The sequence below is a fragment of the Algoriphagus sp. 10J20-15 genome (assembly GCF_055809615.1).
Window position 1 is genome coordinate 1 of the sequence record NZ_JBVVUG010000010.1, and the last position, 17,656, is coordinate 17,656.

General features: G+C 40.5%; 22 protein-coding genes and 1 pseudogene. 9 read left to right on the forward strand and 14 right to left on the reverse strand.

What is annotated here, in order from left to right; all coding sequences use genetic code 11:
- Nucleotides 1-997: pseudogene (locus tag AC0L6R_RS05350) on the reverse strand (phospho-sugar mutase); the annotation flags it as partial.
- 208 nt (nucleotides 998-1,205) lie between these two features.
- On the opposite strand from AC0L6R_RS05350, the gene AC0L6R_RS05355 reads away from it, so the two are divergent.
- Entirely contained in the window at nucleotides 1,206-1,565 is a 360-nt protein-coding gene (locus tag AC0L6R_RS05355; protein WP_473270240.1) for a hypothetical protein, read from the forward strand.
- Nucleotides 1,566-1,764: 199 nt separating this feature from the next.
- Nucleotides 1,765-2,430 (forward strand): hypothetical protein, encoded by a 666-nt coding sequence (locus AC0L6R_RS05360; RefSeq protein ID WP_473270241.1) that lies wholly within the window; start codon nucleotides 1,765-1,767, stop codon nucleotides 2,428-2,430.
- A gap of 316 nt (nucleotides 2,431-2,746) precedes the next feature.
- Here AC0L6R_RS05360 and AC0L6R_RS05365 read toward each other — a convergent pair whose 3' ends face one another.
- The 11 genes from AC0L6R_RS05365 to AC0L6R_RS05415 all read right to left on the reverse strand — a co-directional run bounded on the left by AC0L6R_RS05365 (nucleotide 2,747) and on the right by AC0L6R_RS05415 (nucleotide 10,817).
- Nucleotides 2,747-3,136 (reverse strand): YhjD/YihY/BrkB family envelope integrity protein, encoded by a 390-nt coding sequence (locus AC0L6R_RS05365; protein WP_473270243.1) that lies wholly within the window; start codon nucleotides 3,134-3,136, stop codon nucleotides 2,747-2,749.
- Nucleotides 3,137-3,147: 11 nt separating this feature from the next.
- A complete protein-coding gene (locus AC0L6R_RS05370) occupies nucleotides 3,148-3,507 on the reverse strand; it encodes a hypothetical protein (RefSeq protein WP_473270245.1) in 360 nt (119 codons plus the stop codon).
- A gap of 199 nt (nucleotides 3,508-3,706) precedes the next feature.
- Complete coding sequence (locus AC0L6R_RS05375; RefSeq protein WP_473270247.1) at nucleotides 3,707-4,300, reverse strand: mechanosensitive ion channel family protein; 594 nt, start codon at nucleotides 4,298-4,300, stop codon at nucleotides 3,707-3,709.
- Nucleotides 4,301-4,599: 299 nt separating this feature from the next.
- On the reverse strand, nucleotides 4,600-4,995 hold the full coding sequence (locus tag AC0L6R_RS05380) for a hypothetical protein (protein ID WP_473270249.1): 396 nt from the start codon (nucleotides 4,993-4,995) through the stop codon (nucleotides 4,600-4,602).
- Nucleotides 4,956-5,672: a hypothetical protein gene (locus AC0L6R_RS05385; protein ID WP_473270251.1), complete on the reverse strand. Its 717-nt coding sequence runs from the start codon at nucleotides 5,670-5,672 to the stop codon at nucleotides 4,956-4,958. Before AC0L6R_RS05385 ends, AC0L6R_RS05380 begins: the two co-directional genes overlap by 40 nt.
- Nucleotides 5,673-5,684: 12 nt before the next feature.
- The gene (locus tag AC0L6R_RS05390; RefSeq protein ID WP_473270252.1) at nucleotides 5,685-6,131 is read right to left on the reverse strand and encodes a DUF502 domain-containing protein; all 447 of its coding nucleotides are present in this window, start codon (nucleotides 6,129-6,131) and stop codon (nucleotides 5,685-5,687) included.
- A 230-nt stretch (nucleotides 6,132-6,361) separates the two neighbouring features.
- Entirely contained in the window at nucleotides 6,362-7,456 is a 1,095-nt protein-coding gene (hppD, locus tag AC0L6R_RS05395; RefSeq protein WP_473270253.1) for a 4-hydroxyphenylpyruvate dioxygenase, read from the reverse strand.
- Between the two features lie 75 nt (nucleotides 7,457-7,531).
- A complete protein-coding gene (locus tag AC0L6R_RS05400; RefSeq protein WP_473270254.1) occupies nucleotides 7,532-8,533 on the reverse strand; it encodes a 1-acyl-sn-glycerol-3-phosphate acyltransferase in 1,002 nt (333 codons plus the stop codon).
- Nucleotides 8,534-8,562: 29 nt separating this feature from the next.
- On the reverse strand, nucleotides 8,563-9,465 hold the full coding sequence (locus AC0L6R_RS05405) for a bile acid:sodium symporter family protein (RefSeq protein WP_473270256.1): 903 nt from the start codon (nucleotides 9,463-9,465) through the stop codon (nucleotides 8,563-8,565).
- Nucleotides 9,466-10,176 carry a DUF3307 domain-containing protein gene (locus AC0L6R_RS05410; protein WP_473270258.1) on the reverse strand — a complete coding sequence of 237 codons (711 nt, stop codon included), beginning with the start codon at nucleotides 10,174-10,176 and terminating at the stop codon, nucleotides 9,466-9,468.
- A complete protein-coding gene (locus AC0L6R_RS05415) occupies nucleotides 10,176-10,817 on the reverse strand; it encodes a hypothetical protein (RefSeq protein WP_473270260.1) in 642 nt (213 codons plus the stop codon). Before AC0L6R_RS05415 ends, AC0L6R_RS05410 begins: the two co-directional genes overlap by 1 nt.
- 260 nt (nucleotides 10,818-11,077) lie before the next feature.
- Between AC0L6R_RS05415 and AC0L6R_RS05420 the strand changes: the two genes are divergently transcribed.
- The 6 genes from AC0L6R_RS05420 (at nucleotide 11,078) to AC0L6R_RS05445 (ending at nucleotide 14,524) form a co-directional block, all read left to right on the forward strand.
- Entirely contained in the window at nucleotides 11,078-11,401 is a 324-nt protein-coding gene (locus tag AC0L6R_RS05420; protein ID WP_473270262.1) for a hypothetical protein, read from the forward strand.
- A 19-nt stretch (nucleotides 11,402-11,420) separates the two neighbouring features.
- Entirely contained in the window at nucleotides 11,421-12,281 is an 861-nt protein-coding gene (locus AC0L6R_RS05425) for a Gfo/Idh/MocA family protein (protein ID WP_473270263.1), read from the forward strand.
- A gap of 29 nt (nucleotides 12,282-12,310) precedes the next feature.
- Entirely contained in the window at nucleotides 12,311-12,424 is a 114-nt protein-coding gene (locus tag AC0L6R_RS05430) for a hypothetical protein (protein WP_473270264.1), read from the forward strand.
- Nucleotides 12,425-12,668: 244 nt separating this feature from the next.
- Nucleotides 12,669-13,373, forward strand: coding sequence for a sugar phosphate isomerase/epimerase family protein (locus AC0L6R_RS05435; protein WP_473270266.1), 705 nt, complete (start codon nucleotides 12,669-12,671; stop codon nucleotides 13,371-13,373).
- 66 nt (nucleotides 13,374-13,439) lie between these two features.
- Nucleotides 13,440-14,162, forward strand: coding sequence for a DUF6807 domain-containing protein (locus AC0L6R_RS05440; RefSeq protein WP_473270268.1), 723 nt, complete (start codon nucleotides 13,440-13,442; stop codon nucleotides 14,160-14,162).
- Entirely contained in the window at nucleotides 14,159-14,524 is a 366-nt protein-coding gene (locus tag AC0L6R_RS05445; protein WP_473270269.1) for a DUF6807 family protein, read from the forward strand. Before AC0L6R_RS05440 ends, AC0L6R_RS05445 begins: the two co-directional genes overlap by 4 nt.
- A 77-nt stretch (nucleotides 14,525-14,601) precedes the next feature.
- On the opposite strand, the gene AC0L6R_RS05450 is transcribed toward AC0L6R_RS05445, so the two are convergent.
- Nucleotides 14,602-15,480, reverse strand: a complete 879-nt coding sequence (locus AC0L6R_RS05450) for an aldose 1-epimerase family protein (RefSeq protein ID WP_473270270.1) — start codon at nucleotides 15,478-15,480, stop codon at nucleotides 14,602-14,604.
- Between the two features lie 61 nt (nucleotides 15,481-15,541).
- A complete protein-coding gene (locus AC0L6R_RS05455) occupies nucleotides 15,542-16,840 on the reverse strand; it encodes a DUF3472 domain-containing protein (RefSeq protein ID WP_473270271.1) in 1,299 nt (432 codons plus the stop codon).
- 205 nt (nucleotides 16,841-17,045) lie between these two features.
- Here AC0L6R_RS05455 and AC0L6R_RS05460 point away from each other — a divergent pair, with 205 nt between their 5' ends.
- Nucleotides 17,046-17,624: a methyltransferase domain-containing protein gene (locus AC0L6R_RS05460; RefSeq protein WP_473270272.1), complete on the forward strand. Its 579-nt coding sequence runs from the start codon at nucleotides 17,046-17,048 to the stop codon at nucleotides 17,622-17,624.
- Nucleotides 17,625-17,656 lie beyond the last annotated feature (32 nt).

Consider the following 17,656-nt stretch of genomic DNA (forward strand, 5'->3'; position numbering starts at 1 on the left):
GCACCTAAAGCACCCGTTTGATTTCCGTTCAATAATTCAAATTCTCCCGAAGCATTTGGAACTGCTGCGGCATAGCGATCACCGTCCGGATCACAAGCCAATACCAACTCAGCACCTACTTCTTTTCCCAGCTTAAGAGAGAGCGTTAGAGCCTCAGCTTCTTCAGGATTTGGGTAAATGACCGTAGGGAAATTTCCATCTGGCTCAGCTTGCTCTTTTACAATATTTACATTTTCAAAGCCAAAAGCCTTCAATGCCGCAGGAACCATTTTTCCAGAAGCACCATGAATGGGAGAGAATACTATCGGCATGTTTTTTTGCGCAGCAACAGCATCTGGTGCTAAACTTAGCCCCTTGACAAGCTTAGGTAGATCTCATCAAAATCCTCTTCGATGTACTGAAAAAGAGCATCATTTTTATCCCAGTTTACATCATCAAAGGAAGTGATCTTCTTCACTTCATCGATTATATTTTTATCATGTGGAGCGACTACTTGCGCGCCATCCTCCCAATAAGCTTTGTAACCATTGTATTCTTTTGGGTTGTGAGAAGCTGTAATCATTACACCGCTTTTGCAATCAAAATGCCTTACTGCAAATGACAACATAGGAGTAGGGCGCATCTCCTTGAAGTACAATACGTGGATGCCGTTCGCTGTCAGGACATTCGCTGTGGTCATAGCGAACAGTGTATTGTTGATTCTACTGTCATGTGTGATTGCTACCCGGATCGTTTCACCAGGAAAACATTTAAGCAGGTAATTGGCAAGACCTTGGGTAGCCATTCCAATCGTGTAAACGTTCATCCTATTGGTTCCAACGCCCATAAGACCACGTAATCCACCGGTACCAAACTCGAGATCTTGGTAGAATGAATCTGTTAACTCAGTTGGGTTTTGATCAATTAGAGTACGGATTTGGGCTTTCGAATCTTCATCGATAGTGCCGCTAAGCCAAGAATCAGCCTTGGCTAGGATGCTAGGGTCTATGGTAGTCATGTTTTAAAAATTGTTTGAGCTTCTAAGATATAGAAAATCATAAAAAATGCCACCTGTTAAATCGTTAGGTGTTGAAGATGTGCATCTTAAACTTTAGAATGAATAGGATTTTCGTATTCGCCAGCCTTCTAATTCTATTTTTTTTAGCAAATAGATTCATTTACTTTTAGACCGGATACAAATTCAATGGAATATAAAATGAAGCATGGTGGCGGCCAATTGGATAGGCCTATTGGGTCTATATTTTATCACAATTCTCTATTCACATGCCCAAGCAGGCCAGAATGTCCAACCTGCTTTTGAACCTATTTCATTAAACACTCCCGTTTATATACAGCCTTTTGAACTCACGGAATCATTTGATGGTTTAGTCCAGCTTGTCACGCACCAGCCCAATTTTGATCTAAACGGATATACTCTTAAATGGTCAATTGAAAAAATTGATTCATGGAACGGCAAACAATCGCTTTTTACCAGTCAGATCGCATTAGGGAATTATATTACTGCGCGGAATAACACGGTATCGCTTGGCCTTCCCGCTAATTGGACCGACGGAGATTTACTATGAATTTATCATTGATGGATGCTAGTTCGGTAGTTTTATACTCACTATCTGAACCTATTCGTAAACCAAAAGAAGGAAATCAAAGTTATTTTAAGCAACGGTCGGTGCTAGATAATCAGAAGATCCGTGTCGGGAATCTACCCTTGATTTTCAGGTCATAGTGGGTGAGACCTTGTATATTTTTGGCAAAGAAAATGGGAACTTGCAGCTGGTAAAGATTGGGACGAGATTTATCAATTTCAGCCAAAACATAGAGGCTGGTCACTTTTCCGCAAAGGTTCAGAAATTGACTTGGAAGCGATTAAAAGATGGGGCAATTCAAATTAGGTCGGCTTACCAGGGTAATTCAAATATCCTTACTTGGACTGTTTTTCCCAATTCAGAATTAAAAATGGAAATATCTTCTCCCGAGTCAATTGCTGATTTGGAGGGAATAGAATTTTCCTTTCCTGAAGAAAAAGTAGAAAAAACTCAATGGATCGGAGAGGGGAGACATGAGTTTAGTGATGTGGGTACTTTTGGGCTTTGGATACAAAACCCTCAAGACCTATTAGCGCAATCACCAATTGACTCCCGGTTAAAAGTTGCGGCTGATATACACGCCTTCCTGCTAGATACTGATGAGGGCTCAATTGAGGTAAGGAGTGAAACACCTAATATTAACTTGAGCCTTGATCGAGTTGAAGAAAAAGATATGACGATGGGAAATGGTTCATTGTTAGATTCAGCTTCCGCGATAAATTTTCACTTCACTTTTCAAAATGACTATCCGCAGTATTATTCCATATCGGAGTCTGTAATTCCCCTGAATAAAAAGAATGCAGAAGAGACACCTCCTCATATGGTGTTATTGCTGAGGTTCAATTAATCACTTATCCTACTGTAAACGGATTACTTTACGATACTTCAATTTAATGTTCACCTTTTTTTTTACCTAGTCCAACTGAAATTAGGTAAGAGGTTTTGCCATGCAAGCATAGCATCAATCACTATTTTTCCTTAGACATATCCTGAGTAACATCTTCTTCCTCTCCTTCGGGCAATGGATCTTTTGGGGCAGGAACGAAATCACCCTTGAGTACTACTTCTTTTTTTTTTACCCTAGAATAATGTTTTCTAGGAATAATTCGCGTAACCGTACCTTATTGAAAACACTTTGGTAAATTCTGCACCATAAAAGAAGATTAAACAAGAATATGAAACCCAAAGTAGAACCAATATAATCGATCCTGCAGCTCCATAAGTGGATCAGGTTCAGCTGCACCAAAGTAAATACCTAAAAGGAATTTGGAAATGGAAAAGAGGAAAGAGGTAAGAAAGGCACCTACCCAAACAGATTTCCATTTGATAATTGCATCAGGTAAATACTTGAATATCAAAGCAAAGAGTAAAGCAATGACTCCATAGGAAATAGTAAAATCAACCACAAATGCGAAAACAACAACGAATTCAGGCAATATGCTTTTTATAAAATCACTGAAAAAGGAGAGCAAAGCGGTGAGTACGAAACTGATAAATAGCAAAAAACCTAATACTAGTACAAAGCTAAAACTGACTGCACGCTCCCATAACACATAATACCATTTTACTCGTCTGATTGTTTCAGACCCCAAATGTCGTTAATCGAAATTTTCAGATGAAAGAAAACTCCCGAAGCTCCAAAAATCAATACGCCTATACCAATGATCGAAGCGACTACAGATTTACCACTGCTTTGGGTTTCCTCTACCATACTTATCAGAAACTCTGCTGTTTCAGGACCCATGGCAGAAGAAAGCTCATCGTTGAGTTGTCCAGTCACCAGATCAACTCCCCAGATCGATCCTACGGTATTTATCACGATCACCATCAGGGCAGAGGTAGGGATAGTGCAGCGTAATCCTGCTACCACAGCACTAAGTCTCCATGGATCTGCGGCGTTCCATTGTTTGAAACTCTCTACCACCAAAGCTGGGGATGTGAGTGATTTTAAATCGGGTAGGGGTCAAGTTTCCCATAGTTTTTTCGGTCTTCATTAGCTCTCATTTTGGTTAGATGAAAAGCCATTTTTTTGGGTACTAGAGAGTGACTCCAGTTGTTTATCTAACTGCACACCACCTTTGATTCCAAAATCCAACGTACGTATTGGGAATGGAATCATAATATCATTTTCGTCGAATGCTTTCTTCGAGGGAAATAATAGCTTCATTTCTTACAGGTATAAAATCCTTGCTAACCTCATTAAACTTGCACCAAATATTCAAAGTGAAGTTGATAGAACTATCGCCGAACCCAGTCCAAAAAAGTGTAGGTTCCTCCGATTCAAGTCGACTAGACACATTCTTTGCAGCTTCTAGAGCAATTCTTTCCACCTGCTCCAGATCTTCACCATAGCTCACCCCACATTCTATTTGAACTCTACGTTTTTCAAATTCAGTGAAATTAGTAAAGCATTCCTGGAACAGGTATCTATTAGGAACGTAAACTATAGGGCCATTATAGGTTCTGATTTTGGTTACTCTTAGATTGATATCAATTACAGAACCTTCGTGTCCGTCGTGAGTTTCAATGATATCTCCTATTTTGTAGGGTTGATTGAAGGTAATGTATACACCTGATATGAAATTGGCTGCGGTATCCTGAAAGGCAAAACCCAGTGCCAAACCAATGATACCCAGACCTGCTAGAATAGATGATACGGTCTTGGAAAGATCCATCACCGAAAGCGCAAGCATAACCCCGAAAACTAAAATAGCCAAGGAAAATCAATTGACTAAGGAAGCGCGAAATGGTTTCGTTTGTCCCTAATTTACTGATGTACTTGCCAGAAAATCTCTTAATGGTTTTAGCAATGAAAATTGTACATAAAATCAGAAGGATGGCTAAGACAAAATTTGGAAGGTTCTCTATCAAAATGTCTATCCATCCGCTCAGTTTCTCAGTGATTTTATCAAATATTTTCTCTGTATCGTATCCTAAAACTTGTGCTATACTCATGAACTTTATGTTTTTTTATTCATTGGAGTAATAAAAACATGCCAATCCAAAAGATTAGGCGTCAGTTAAGTTTAGTGCAAAGAATTTGGAGAAGGAGTACCTCTTCGGGTTTATAGCCTTTTTCGGAAAAATCCTTGGGAAGACAATCCTTTAGTTTTTGGGGCTTCAGGCAATGGGTCAAAATCTCAGGATGGAGATACGAACTTTTGCATACTGCCACGGTATGGCCCATTTGATCAGCTACCATTCGGATAAGCGTAGTTTCAGGTTTCTTACGCGTTCCCTCACAGATCTTGTCCAACAGCTCCCTCTGTTTGATACAGATACAATTTGCTCCCCAGGTTCTAAAGTATTTCGCCGTATAATAATCAGGTTCAGGAGCTTCAAGGCTGATGTATTCATTCAAATCACTGGAATCTACTGTATGCCATTTCCCTTCATCCTGATATCTGAACAACTCATAACCTGAAGCTGGGAACAGTCTTTTAGGAGCCGGACCAGCCTTTTGTTAGTGAGCGAGACCGAGCGTTTTTTTCCACTTTTAGCAGTGTAATTAATAGAAATTTTGTTTCCATCCTCTTTGAGATGCTTTCTCCTCAGCGTGGTAAGCCCATGTGTTTTATTTGTCTCTGTATAGTGCTTATTGCCTACTCTTAGGTGCAATTCATCCAGAAGAGCTGTAGCCAGAGCCAACACTTTATTTTTACTCCAGCTTTTTTGACGAAGATCTTTCTGATAGCGTTCTCGCAGTTTGGGTAAATAAAACCCAAATTTGAGCAGGTCGTCATATTTAATTTTTTGGGAATATTCAGACCATTTTGTATGATAGAGGTATTGCTTTCTCCCTTTTTCGTCTATTCCGGTGGCTTGTAGGTAGCTGTTCTTTTTGGGGCTGATCCACACATTTTTCCATGCAGGCGGAATCACCAGATCTTGAATTCGTCCTAAATGTGATTCATCGGAAAGTTTTTGTTTATCCTTATCCAGAAAAATAAAGCCTCGGCCTTTCTTCTTTCGTAATGATGTCAGGCTGTGTGTCTCGGATATAGACCAGACCTTTTGGGAGTTCGGCTGCAGTGACCATAGTATTACGTTAGTAGCTGTATAACCACTTTCAATACAAGTCTCATGCAAGTTTATCGGAAGTTATTTTTTCAGGTGATTTGCCAGTATTTCTGCAGAACCTACCCCAAGTCTGCGCATAATCTGTGTAGCATCTTTCTGGGTTAGCGTGCAAGCCTTTACTTGATCTTTTTCGAAAACTACCACATTTCCTTCCCAGGTACTAGGGGCTGAAGGCACAAAAACCACCACTTCTCCTGTAGCTAAGGTATCCACTTGGAAGGCGATCATCCAGCCATCAATGGGTACCAAAACCACCGGGAAGTCCTTGTCAGATTCCAGCCCTGCAGTGGATTGCATGGTGTTTTTCATGAGCTGGTATCCAGGGAAAAGCGTAAGTACATGCTCTTCAATCCAATTCACTAACCACTTGCCTGCCCCTAATTTGGCGACGGTACCAGCCAAAAAGCAAAACACCAAAATGATGAGAATCGCTATGAGGTAGGGAAAATCGAAGTCTGAACTTGCCAATCCCAGCGCGGCACTGATTTTAGTGGCCAGTGGTTGGAGGATATGGACAATTTTCTAAAAAAGATCAGGATTAATACGATAGGGAAAAGGAAAAATATCCCTCCCTTGATGGTGTTGCTGATGACGGATAGCATTTTTTCTAGAGTTAAAAATTTAGAGAAATTAGTTCTTTTCTAATAAAAAGTAAAAAACTAGCCGACTAAATTCTCTAGTCGGCTATTCCAGTATTATTATAAATTTCCTCTCAGACCTTGTTCTCGCTCTATGGCTTCGAATAGGGCTTTGAAATTCCCTTTCCCAAAGGATTTGGCTCCTTTTCGTTGGATTATTTCAAAAAACAGGGTAGGTCTATCTTGCACAGGTTTGGTGAAAATCTGCAATAAGTATCCTTCATCATCCCGATCCACCAGTATGTTCAGCTCTTTTAGAGGTTCCAAATCCTCATCTATTTCGCCCACACGATCCAGTAAGTCATCGTAGTAGGAGGAAGGAACAACCAAGAATTCCACACCTCTTTTTCGTAATTCCGTTACCGTCTCAATGATATTATCTGTGGCAATCGCCATATGCTGCACCCCTGGGCCCCGGTAGAAGTCAAGGTATTCTTCTATTTGCGATTTTTTCTTGCCGGCGGCAGGTTCATTGATCGGAAATTTGACATAGCCGTTGCCATTGGAAACTACTTTGGACATCAGCGCAGAGTATTCGGTGGAGATATCCTCATCATCAAAGGTGATGAGTAGTTTGAATCCCATGACATTTTCGTAGAATTCCACCCAGCGATTCATCTCACCCAACTCCACGTTTCCTACGCAGTGGTCGATGTATTTCAGCCCAATCGGCTGGGCAGCATAAGTGCTTGACTTTGGCTGATATCCCGGAAGGAATATGCCCTTATATTCTTTTCGTTCTACAAAGGTGTGGATGGTTTCCCCGTAGGTTTTGATGGAAGCTACCACCACCTGGCCGTATTCATCACTGATAGTTTTAGGTTCCGAAGCTGATTCTGCGCCTCTGGAAGTAGTTTCCTTCCATGACTGTGCTGCATCATCCACCCAAAGTGCCAGAACCTTCACGCCATCACCATGTTTACGGATGTGATCTGCGATTGGACCTTCAGGGTGAAGTGGAGAAGTAAGTACCAATCTAATTTTGTCTTGTTTGAGGACATAGGATGCTCTATCCTTTATGCCAGTTTCTGGACCGGCATAGGCGATAAGCTCGTAGCCAAAGGCATATTGATAGTAGAGTGCAGATTGTTTGGCATTGCCAACGTACAATTCTACATAATCAGTCCCATTCAAAGGAAGAAAGTCTTGACTCATGTCTGTTATTTTTTGGGTTTAACTCTTCGTTCAAAGTTATAAAATATCCCAAAGAATATTTGGTCAATGCTGTCTTTATTCCTGGGGATTCTTATTTACGATTACGGTAACTAATGCCATTATCAAAAATGCGAGTGCCCAAGAACCAAACGGGCTGCTTATAGCAAGCCAAAGAAGAACTAAATAATAGGCTGGTGCTAGCGCAAAGCCAATCAGAAATTTCCAAGTAGATGAGAACACAGGATCTTTGACTCCTGGCTTTTTCATGAGCCAAAGCCAATACAAGGGAAAATTGAAAATCTTCATCAATTTATTCGTGAATCCTGATGCTTCTTTCACGGGGTTTGCAACCTGACCAGTTTTCAAAAACAACTCCACGTCTTCTCTAGAACTTACATCAACTTGATGCGCAATCAGGTTTTCCAGTTGTTGATCATAATCTTCATTAGGTATCTCTACTACCAGATTTTTCAATGCCACCTGAACGGATTTGGTGAGCAAACCTGACTTCGCAGATGGCATATCTACTGGAATGACTTTTCCAATAGTCACTCTGGCGATGCTTCCTGATCGCTTATGCGCACTATAGTCCAATGCCACCGGCAAGATCACGGGTGTTACTTCAGGGTATTTTTCTTTCAGGCCAAAAGCAATTCTGGTAAAACCCTTACTCAATGGGCGTAGATTACGGATGAGGCTATGGCTACCTTCGGCAAAAATTATTACTGTTCCGTTGCCGCGAAGTACCTCATAGGTTTGATCAAAAGTAGTTTGATTTTGCTGTATAGTTGAAAAACCATCACGCACCCGGTAAACAGGTAGCATATGGATGAAATTGAGCAATTTAGCAACAAAGGATTTTTTAAAGACGGACGCCCGAGTCAAAAAAGAAGGCTTAAGACCAGTGTGAGTAGCTAAAAGGAGGGGGTCAATCAATGCATTTTGGTGGTTCGCAACGAGTAGGATGGGCGTGTTTTTTGGTATATTTTCCTTCCCTTCTATAACTATTTTATTGAAATATCCCTTCAAAGAAATCTTTACCATGATGCGAAGGAATTCATTAATTAAATATTGCATTGATTTTTTAGCGTTTCTTGGTAAGTTTTTCAGGCTTTTGATTTCCAAAGACTTGCGATGGTCATGCCTGATATTAAATGCCAGATGCCCCACCAAGCCGTAATAATAGCCATTCCACCTAGGCCATCAAAATATGTAAAGATCAAAACCAGCCCCAAACCTGAATTTTGAATGCCTGTTTCTATCGTCATTGTTTTCACATCTGCCAGTGGCAATCTGAATATTTTGCCGGTAAAAAAGCCTGAGCCTAATGCCACAATATTATGAGCCAGTACCCAAATAAAAATCAGGGAAATGTACTTGGTAAAGAGATTGAAATTGCCGGCGAATGCGATAACCACAAATGCTGCAAAAATTAGAATGCTCAGAGGTTTAAGAATTTTGGAAGCTTTCTCTGCAAAAGTAGATGCGTACTTATGGGTGATTATTCCTAGAATTAAAGGGACGCCTAGGATCAAGGCTACTGTAATGAAAGTATCTGCATAGTCTAAGCTGATTTCCTTTAGCAATAGCTTGGTAGGAGCATAGAAACCTGCCCATAATGCGAAATTCAAAGGTGTGCTGATGATAGAAAGTATGCTTGAAAATCCAGTCAGACTTACCGAAAGGGCTGTATTACCTTTTGCTAGGCTAGAGAGGAAATTGGAGACATTTCCGCCAGGGCACGCTGCTACGAGGAACATGCCTAAGGCGACTGAGGGTGGTGGTTTCATGATTAGGACTAGACACCACGTGAGAAATGGCAAGAGAATAAATTGTGAGAATACACCCAAAAAGAATCCTTTTGGGTTTTTTGCCAAGTATTTAAAATCCTCAAATCTCAGATCCAGCGCTACTCCATACATAATGAGGGCGAGTGCCAGATTAAGCAGCAGTAAGTCACTTGAGGAAAAATTGAGTTGGATGGAATCCAGTTCGTTAGTTTGGGCCATTTAATTGGTAATAGATAAAAAGATTAGTCCGCACAACATAGCTGTGCCGAAGCTTAATAAAGTTCCGATTAGTATGTATTCAGTGAGTTTTCGCTCTTTTGATTTTCGAAGATCTCCAAATCTAAAGACCGATTTGGCGGCAAGAAGGAAACCTACAGCCTCCCAATGTCCCGTGGCTATAAAGGAAAAGACAAAGAGTCGTTCAAGGATTCCTATGTATTTGCCTGCATCTTGAAGGGATTGATCCGGCTGGGAAGGGATAGAGTCAGACCATTTTTTGAGCAAATGGGCCAAGATGATCGAAGTTGGCTGTGTGAGGAAAAGTACTAGTGTGATCAGTCCAAGCAGGTTTTGGTTTTGGAATACCGATTGCCAGTCCACAGAAACCTCAGTCAATATCCCCCAGATAATGAAGACACTTAGTAGATGTAAGGCTTGATCTGCGATAAACCAGCTTGTTTTGGTCTTTTGCTTCTGAGCGTAGAGTTTGATTAGATCGATCAGCAAATGTACCAGCATGAGCGATACTGCGAAGTACCATCGATTCAGATCCCAAAGAAGTAGCAGCACAAGAGCGCCATGGATTAATACATGGATATACAGTTTACCGGAAGAGGCTTTTCGCTTTTCTTTTTCTTTCACCCAAGAAGTGGGTTGCAGTAGAAAGTCTCCAATGAGATGAGCAAGTATGAGTTTGATCAGGATGAGCATTAGAGCAATTGCTTGAGTTTCTTTCTGAACAATTTCTCGAGTGCCAGAATATCCTCTCCCCGTGCAGCTTTGTATCGCTTACTCACTGAGTTTTGGTTGATGTGAAGGACTTCTCCTATTTCTGCCTGCTTACGGTCTGGGTTGGTGAGCATTTCGGACATCAATTCGCCAGAAGAGATCGACCAGCTGTCCATTTGTATACCTGCCAGCTTCAGGTAAAGATTCATTTCATCGTTCCATTCAGACCAAGGCGAGTTGATGGCTAGTGTGATCATTTCGCTTTTCAGTTGCTCAAACTTCTCACCTGATCTTACAAATGCCTCTCCGTTGCTTTCGGATATTCTATCTGCATCATAGGACTTAGTACCAATCCCTATCGCCATTCGCACATCCACCGGAGAGCTTCTTTTACTCTCATCAGGGTAGGGCAGACTTTTGATTAGAGCTTTGATCTGCGAAGCTGCAAGCAGACTTTCCTCTGCATTTGGTATTTCCAGTTGGAAACTGTCTCCTCGGAAGATTTCCCATTGCTTAGGTGTTTGCCCCCATGTTCCAAGTAGTTTCTTGAAGGGATCTATCCACAGATTCTGGTTTTTCAGCTCTCTGGAATTGATTATATCTCCTGTGATCAATGCTATCATAGTACTAATATCACCGTAAATGGTGATAAATCAAAATATCACCGTAAATGGTGATATATCAGATTATCACCGTAAATAGTGATAGAGAAAAAGCAATCGTTTGCACAAGTATTTCAGGTGTACAAATAATTCCTATTGATTGCTAGAAAGAGATTGTTTAGATTAAAAATTCATAGCTGAAATACTGTTTATCTAATGGTAAAACAAATAATCTATAACACTATTTAGTAACTACAATAAACCCTATAACCTGAATTTAAATGGAAAAAAGAAGAGAATTCATAAAGAAAAGTCTCTTAGGTACCGCCGGAATAGCCATAGCTGGCATGGGCATGAGTGCCAAATCATACGCTTCTATCATTGGAGCAAATGAACGAATTAATATTGCAGTGGTGGGAATTCGAGGCCAAGGCAGCAATCATATCAATCAATGGTGTGCATTGAAGGATAATCGAAACGTGAGGTTGAAAACTCTATGCGATGCTGATGAGCAATATTTCTCAGAGAAATCGAAAGTGGTTATAGAAAAGAACAGGCATTACGCCAACGACAGAGTGGGATGTAAGAAAGGTACTGGAAGATAAGGAATTAGATGCCCTTTCTATGGCAATTCCAAATCACTGGCATGCGCTGGCTACGATCTGGGCATGTCAGGCTGGAAAGCATGTCTACATAGAAAAGCCAGCCAGCCATAACGTCTGGGAAGGCAGAAAAATGGTGGAAGCAGCCCGTAAGTATGATAGACGAGTTCAGGTAGGCTTCCAAAACCGATCAATTGCCAATGTGATGGAAGCGATGGAATTCCTCCACGGAGGAGGAATTGGAGATGTCTACATGGCACGAGGGACTTGCTTCAAACCACGTGATTCTTTTGGAAAAGTGGCAGATAGTACGCCGCCGGCTTCACTTCATTACGACTATTGGAGAGGACCAGCAGAGATGATTCCTTATAATGAAAAGAAAGTGCACTACAACTGGCATTGGCACTGGGCCACAGGAAATGGGGATACGGGCAACCAAGGACCGCACCAGTTTGACGTAGCTCGCTGGGGAATGAATAAGAATGAGCACCCAGTTTCAGTTTATTCCGCTGGAGGAATTTATGGTATAGATCCAAACGAATGCTCTCAGGAAACTCCAAATACGCAAACATCAACATTCAAATATGCTGACGGAACTATGCTCGAATTTGAGACCCGAGGTAGATATACCAATGGTGAATCTAGCTTAGATATCCATATCGGAAATGTTTTTTATGGCACCAAAGGGTATTTAGAATTGGATGGTGGCACTTGGAAAGCATTTCGTGAGAAAGAAGCGGAGCCTTTTGCCCAATCCAAAAAAGGAGCTGCTCCAGCACCAAGTAACCAAGTATTGGCTGCCCCGGGTGGTGCTGAGCATTACGCCAACTTCCTCGATGCAATCAGAGCAGGAAATAATCGAGAACCCTGCATTGCGATATAGAAGAAGGCTTCAAGTCGTCTGTACTTCCATTGATTGCAAATGTATCTTACCTGACTGGTCGTGAACTTCGATTTGATGGTAGTGAAGAAAAATTTGTCAAAGACAAAGAAGCAAACAAGATGTTGACCAGAGATTATCGGTGACCCTTACACAGTTCCTAATAAGGTCTAATTCCAACTTTCTACTACTTAATAATTCACACTATATAGAATCAATGAGCAATTCAAGACGAGATTTTATGCAAAAGAGTATGGCTGCCGGCTTAAGTTTAGCAGCAATGCAATTTCCTATAGATTGCCCTTGCAAGGGCAAAATCAGGGATGAAGTTCGGATTAGTAACTTACCAATGGGGGAAAGATTGGGATCTACCAACGCTAATTGCAAACTGTGAAAAAGCAGAGGGTGCTAGGAGTGGAACTTCGCACCGAGCATGCGCATGGCGTGGAAACAAGCCTTAATGCAGCCGAGCGTGCAGAAGTGAAAAAACGTTTTAAGGATAGTAAGGTGACTTGCTTGGGATACGGAAGTAATTACGAATACCATAGTCCTGATTCTGCCGTGCTCCGCAAAAATATAGAGGGCACCAAGGAATACATCAAGCTCTGCAAGGATATTGGCGCTACAGGAATTAAGGTTAAACCAAATAACCTACCAGCTGATGTTCCTAAAGAAAAAACAATAGCCCAGATCGCTGAATCTTTCAATGAAGTTGGAAAGTTTGCCGCTGATTATGGGCAATTAGTTAGAGTGGAAGTACATGGGCATTTGACTCAGGAGCTTCCTATCATGAAGGCGATTTTTGATCAGGTAACTGAACCAGCAGTGAAAATCTGTTGGAATTGCAATGCCGAAGATTTGTTGCCTCCTGGCTTGGAAGCAAACTTCAATTCAGTGAAAAAGTGGTTCGGAGACACCGTTCACGTGCGCGAGTTCAATGAAGGGGATTATCCTTACCCAGAGCTTTTCAAACTCTTCAATGATATCAAGTATGACGGTTGGATCCTGATGGAAGCCCGGACTGAGCCTGCCGATAGAGTAGCTGCTCTTAAAGAACAATTGGCTTTATTTAATACGCTGAAAAAATCAAAATGATCTGAAAATTAGATTTATACGCTCATTACTAAAACTCAAAAACACTAAATCCAGAATTTAAATACGATGAATAATCAACACAAACTCTTTAAATATTCCGCTGTATTAGCCTTATCAGCAATGTCTTATGCATGTGGTGGTGCTCAGGAAAAAGCAGAACAATCAGAACCAGAACAAATGGAAGATAGAATACAACTGATACAGGATGAGGTAGCTAAAAAAGTCGATGTAATCATTGATGGTGAATTTTTCACTTCATACATCTATCCGGATTCCTTGGAGAAGCCTGTTCTTTATCCAATCAATACTGCAAACGGAACAGCAATCACCAGAGGCTGGCCCGTCACTCCAAGACCTGGAGAACGAGTGGATCATCCCCATCATTTGGGACTTTGGTTCAACTACGGTGATGTAAATGGCCTTGACTTTTGGAATAATTCCTCCGCTATTACCGACAAGTCTAAGTATGGCCATATCGTCCATAAATCCATCAATTCAGTGAAGAGTGGTAACGAAGAAGGGGTTTTAGAAGTAAGTTTAGATTGGATGAATGACCAAGGCGAGGTTCTGTTGACAGAGAATACCACATTTATATTTAGTGGTAAAGAGAATCAAAGAACGATTGACAGAATAGCTACTTTAACTGCTCCAAATGGAGAGGTGAAACTTACTGACAATAAAGAAGGTATGCTGGGTCTTCGTACGGCTAGGCAATTGGAACATCCTTCTAATAAGCCAGGGATCTTTTCACTGATGCCTCAGGGAAAGCAACAGATGTACCTACAATGAACAATGAGGGAATCACAGGAATGTATCTAAGCAGTGAGGGAATTAAAGGTGATGATGTCTGGGGAACTCGAGGCGACTGGGTAAGTCTTACAGGCAAAATCAATAGCGAAGCTATTTCTGTAGCAATTCTTGATTACCCATCAAACCCAGGTCTTCCTGACCGATTGGACGGGCCAGCAGGCTATGGTCTTTTTGCTGCAAATCCTTTGGGACAAAAAGCCCTAAGTGATGGTAAGGATGAGTTGAATTTTAAACTTGGAAAAGGGGAATCAGCCACTTTTAAATATAGAATTATCATCTACTCCAATGAAAATGTAGTTGAAGGCAAAGTCAATCAAGACTATATGGAATGGGCCAAGTAATTTGATCAATTCTTTATCAAAAAAGAGGCTGATCCATAATTTGGATCAGCCTATTTCATTTTACCCCTAAAGCCCACCTATTCTAGAATTGTGATTTCATAGGCTTTAGTGTGGCTTTTATGAGGTTCCAATTTTAGTATACCTTCCTTTTCTTCAAAGTCTTGATTAGAATCTATGCTATCTCCTATGCCTAACCAAGGCTCAATGCAAACGAAAGGAGCAAAGGGTTTTGCCCAAATTCCTAAGTAGTTGAAATCATCGAATTTCACAGATAGTATTGGGCCTCTACTTTGATGGGTAAGACTAACTTTTTGGGATTTTAGATTTTTGAATATTAAGGCATCTTCATCAAATAAATGCTTGTTCAGGTGAAGCTTGTCTGTATGATTAAGCACTAGCTTTTGATCCAACCCTATGAGGCCATTTTTCTCCACTAGCCAAGTTGAATCTGTTTCTAGTTGCTCAAATTCTAAAAAGTAGTCTTCATATTCTTCTCCATCTTTCAAGGGACAGTTAAAGGCAGGGTGAGCTCCAAGGGAGTAAAACATAGCCGAATCTCCCAAGTTTGAGATGTTATGTTCAACCATTAATGATTTCCCTTTTAGTGTAAAAAGTATGTCTAACTGGAAGTTATAAGGGTAATTCAGCATTGATTCCTGATCTCCAGAAAGACGAAATCTTAGCGTAGAATCTGTTTGGTCCACTAGCACGGGTTTGCTGGAATTACGCACTATGCCATGCTTAGGCATTTCATATTTCTGACCATTGATGACCGTAAACCCATCTTTTAATGCTCCAATAATAGGGAAAAGCACAGGTGCTTGACCTTTCCAGAAGTTTGGATCTCCTTGCCAAAGGTATTCTAGCCCTGTTGCTTTATTTTTAATCGAACTGAGTTCTATTCCTAGCGGATTTACTTTTACAAGTAGGTTGCCTGATTCAATTGTGTAATTCATAGTAATTCTCTGAAGCCAAAATTGGCTCCATAGGTTTATTGATTAAATTTTAGGAGAGTGGTTAGGGTAGTTTATGGAACTCGATTTCAGGTTTATGCCCGGTTGACTCACGTTGATGCATGCTATTTAATACCTCAGGGATATCAAAGAATCCTCCATTTCTAAGGTAAAATTCTCCCGATTTTTCTCCTCCAGCATAATCCATTCTGAAACCTCGTCTAGCTATATCATCTCCCGTGAACCTTGCTTCAGTTAACTCTATCCAATTCCCATTTTCATCTGCAGCCCATTGATTTCCATAGTTAGCTGTGCGCTCTAGATGACCTGATTGGGGTACAAAATTCTCCAGAAATGAATGGGGTCTCTTATACCATGTATCTGTTTTAGGTCTTAAAAAAGAAGCAATTAGCATCCATTCTTCTACATCCGGATCCATGAAATAGGCAGAGTAAATCGTGTTTCCTTTACCATCAGGCTCCACAGAATTAAGAAAGCGGTAAGTTTTCCCAGCCTTCCAGTTGTATTTGAGGTAACTTTGCCCTCCAGATCCTTCATTTCCAAATTCACCAGTATAAACATCTTCACCTTTTGCCAACAAGCCGATTTTTTCCTCCGCAGGGATTTCTCCAGGATTATCTGTTTTGTATGGGCTCCAAACCGAGAATAGAATTCTTCGCTCTGACTCAGAATTGACTTGAATCCCAAAATATCCTTCTGCAAATCCATTAGCCATAAAATAAGATCCTATGGGATCTAAGCCGACAGGAACGGTGACTTCGCTATAAAACCATTTGAAATTTTTGCTATCAGGCAGGGTATAGGATAAGTGCACGGATGGTCCTCTTCGGCCCCAATAAAAGCGGTTAGATTCATTGTCTTTCACAAAAGCTAGATTCAGCTCACCTTCATAGGATAAAGTCAGATTTTTGAGTTGGGCAAAGTGATGACCCGATTTTTGTATACCCCTTAATTTGATTTCGTTATAACCCGTAGCAAGTTTGAATTGACCCACTTCTATGCTTCCGTTTTGTCCTTTTTTTAAGGAAATATCTTGAGTGTTATTTAGTGATATACTTATTTCAGAATCAGCTTCCTGTGTTATAATATCTAAATAAATTACTACTTCTTTTTCTACAGTTGAATTCACATAAACACTGAATTCACTAGCTGCATTTGACCAGGTTAGTATTCCAGATTCTCCAATTTTCTCTTGAGTACCTCCTGCAGTTTGATATGTGTTTCCACCCAAGGGAATGGAGATGGAATTAGCGTGATTTTCATGTTTTTTCAGATCAACTGCAGTGAAATCAAAGAATACATTTGATGCAAAAAAGAAGGCAATAGGTAGAAAGTATTTCATTAAGGCTTTTTGATTTTTTTATAAAGATAGGTTTCAAAAATCAATTTGGGGAACTGCCTTGATGTGAATTGTAATACCTTTTATGTATGTTTAAATAATTGGCTGTTCATAAAGGACTTGTCCTGAAAAAGACATTTACTTAGGTGATAATGCAATTGATCGTCATTTCAAAGCAAGTAGGAGCAAGAAGAATTTTTCCTTAACAATGGAAGTATTAAAAATGACGGAAGAGTTTATAAATGCATTTTATCCAATAAAAATGCAGAAGCTTGCCAGGACCCATTGGACTCCAGTGGAAATTGCTTTAAAAGCCAGTAAATTTTTAACTGAAGACGGAAGAAACAAGGTCTTGGATCTTGGCTCTGGCTCAGGAAAATTCTGCCTAGTGGCAGCTTTATCTTCCAGTGCTAAAATTGTTGGGGTGGAGCGAAGGGAAAATTTAGTGCAGCTTTCTAGAAAAATCTCCAAAAATCTTGCTCTGGAAAATCTCAATTTTATCCATGCCGATTTAATTGACATGGATTTTAGTTTATATGATTCTTTCTATTTTTTCAATTCCTTTGAAGAACTTATTAATTCACATGATAAGCTAGATAAGGATCAGGAATTAGACGAGAAAGCTCATCAGGAGTACGTTTTATTGTTACGTGAAAAGTTTGATCAGGCTCCGGCAGGAAGTCGGGTCGTTACCTATTGTGGAGAATGCTCCGAGATTCCGGGAAGCTATAGATTAGTTAAATCCGAGAGTAAAGGAAAATTGAACTGTTGGGAAAAAAGGATTTAGGCTATTTCTGAAGGTTAGAAAATTCCTTGGAT

Bases quoted from the DNA above. Each gene is read 5' to 3' on its own strand.
- AC0L6R_RS05445 (WP_473270269.1), top strand. From the start codon at position 14,159: ATGAACAATGAGGGAATCACAGGAATGTATCTAAGCAGTGAGGGAATT.
- AC0L6R_RS05425 (WP_473270263.1), top strand. From the start codon at position 11,421: ATGGCAATTCCAAATCACTGGCATGCGCTGGCTACGATCTGGGCATGT.
- AC0L6R_RS05415 (WP_473270260.1), bottom strand. From the start codon at position 10,817: ATGATAGCATTGATCACAGGAGATATAATCAATTCCAGAGAGCTGAAA.
- AC0L6R_RS05460 (WP_473270272.1), top strand. From the start codon at position 17,046: ATGGAAGTATTAAAAATGACGGAAGAGTTTATAAATGCATTTTATCCA.
- AC0L6R_RS05440 (WP_473270268.1), top strand. From the start codon at position 13,440: ATGAATAATCAACACAAACTCTTTAAATATTCCGCTGTATTAGCCTTA.
- AC0L6R_RS05450 (WP_473270270.1), bottom strand. From the start codon at position 15,480: ATGAATTACACAATTGAATCAGGCAACCTACTTGTAAAAGTAAATCCG.
- hppD (WP_473270253.1), bottom strand. From the start codon at position 7,456: ATGAGTCAAGACTTTCTTCCTTTGAATGGGACTGATTATGTAGAATTG.
- AC0L6R_RS05455 (WP_473270271.1), bottom strand. From the start codon at position 16,840: ATGAAATACTTTCTACCTATTGCCTTCTTTTTTGCATCAAATGTATTC.
- AC0L6R_RS05400 (WP_473270254.1), bottom strand. From the start codon at position 8,533: ATGCAATATTTAATTAATGAATTCCTTCGCATCATGGTAAAGATTTCT.
- AC0L6R_RS05410 (WP_473270258.1), bottom strand. From the start codon at position 10,176: ATGCTCATCCTGATCAAACTCATACTTGCTCATCTCATTGGAGACTTT.
- AC0L6R_RS05405 (WP_473270256.1), bottom strand. From the start codon at position 9,465: ATGGCCCAAACTAACGAACTGGATTCCATCCAACTCAATTTTTCCTCA.
- AC0L6R_RS05420 (WP_473270262.1), top strand. From the start codon at position 11,078: ATGGAAAAAAGAAGAGAATTCATAAAGAAAAGTCTCTTAGGTACCGCC.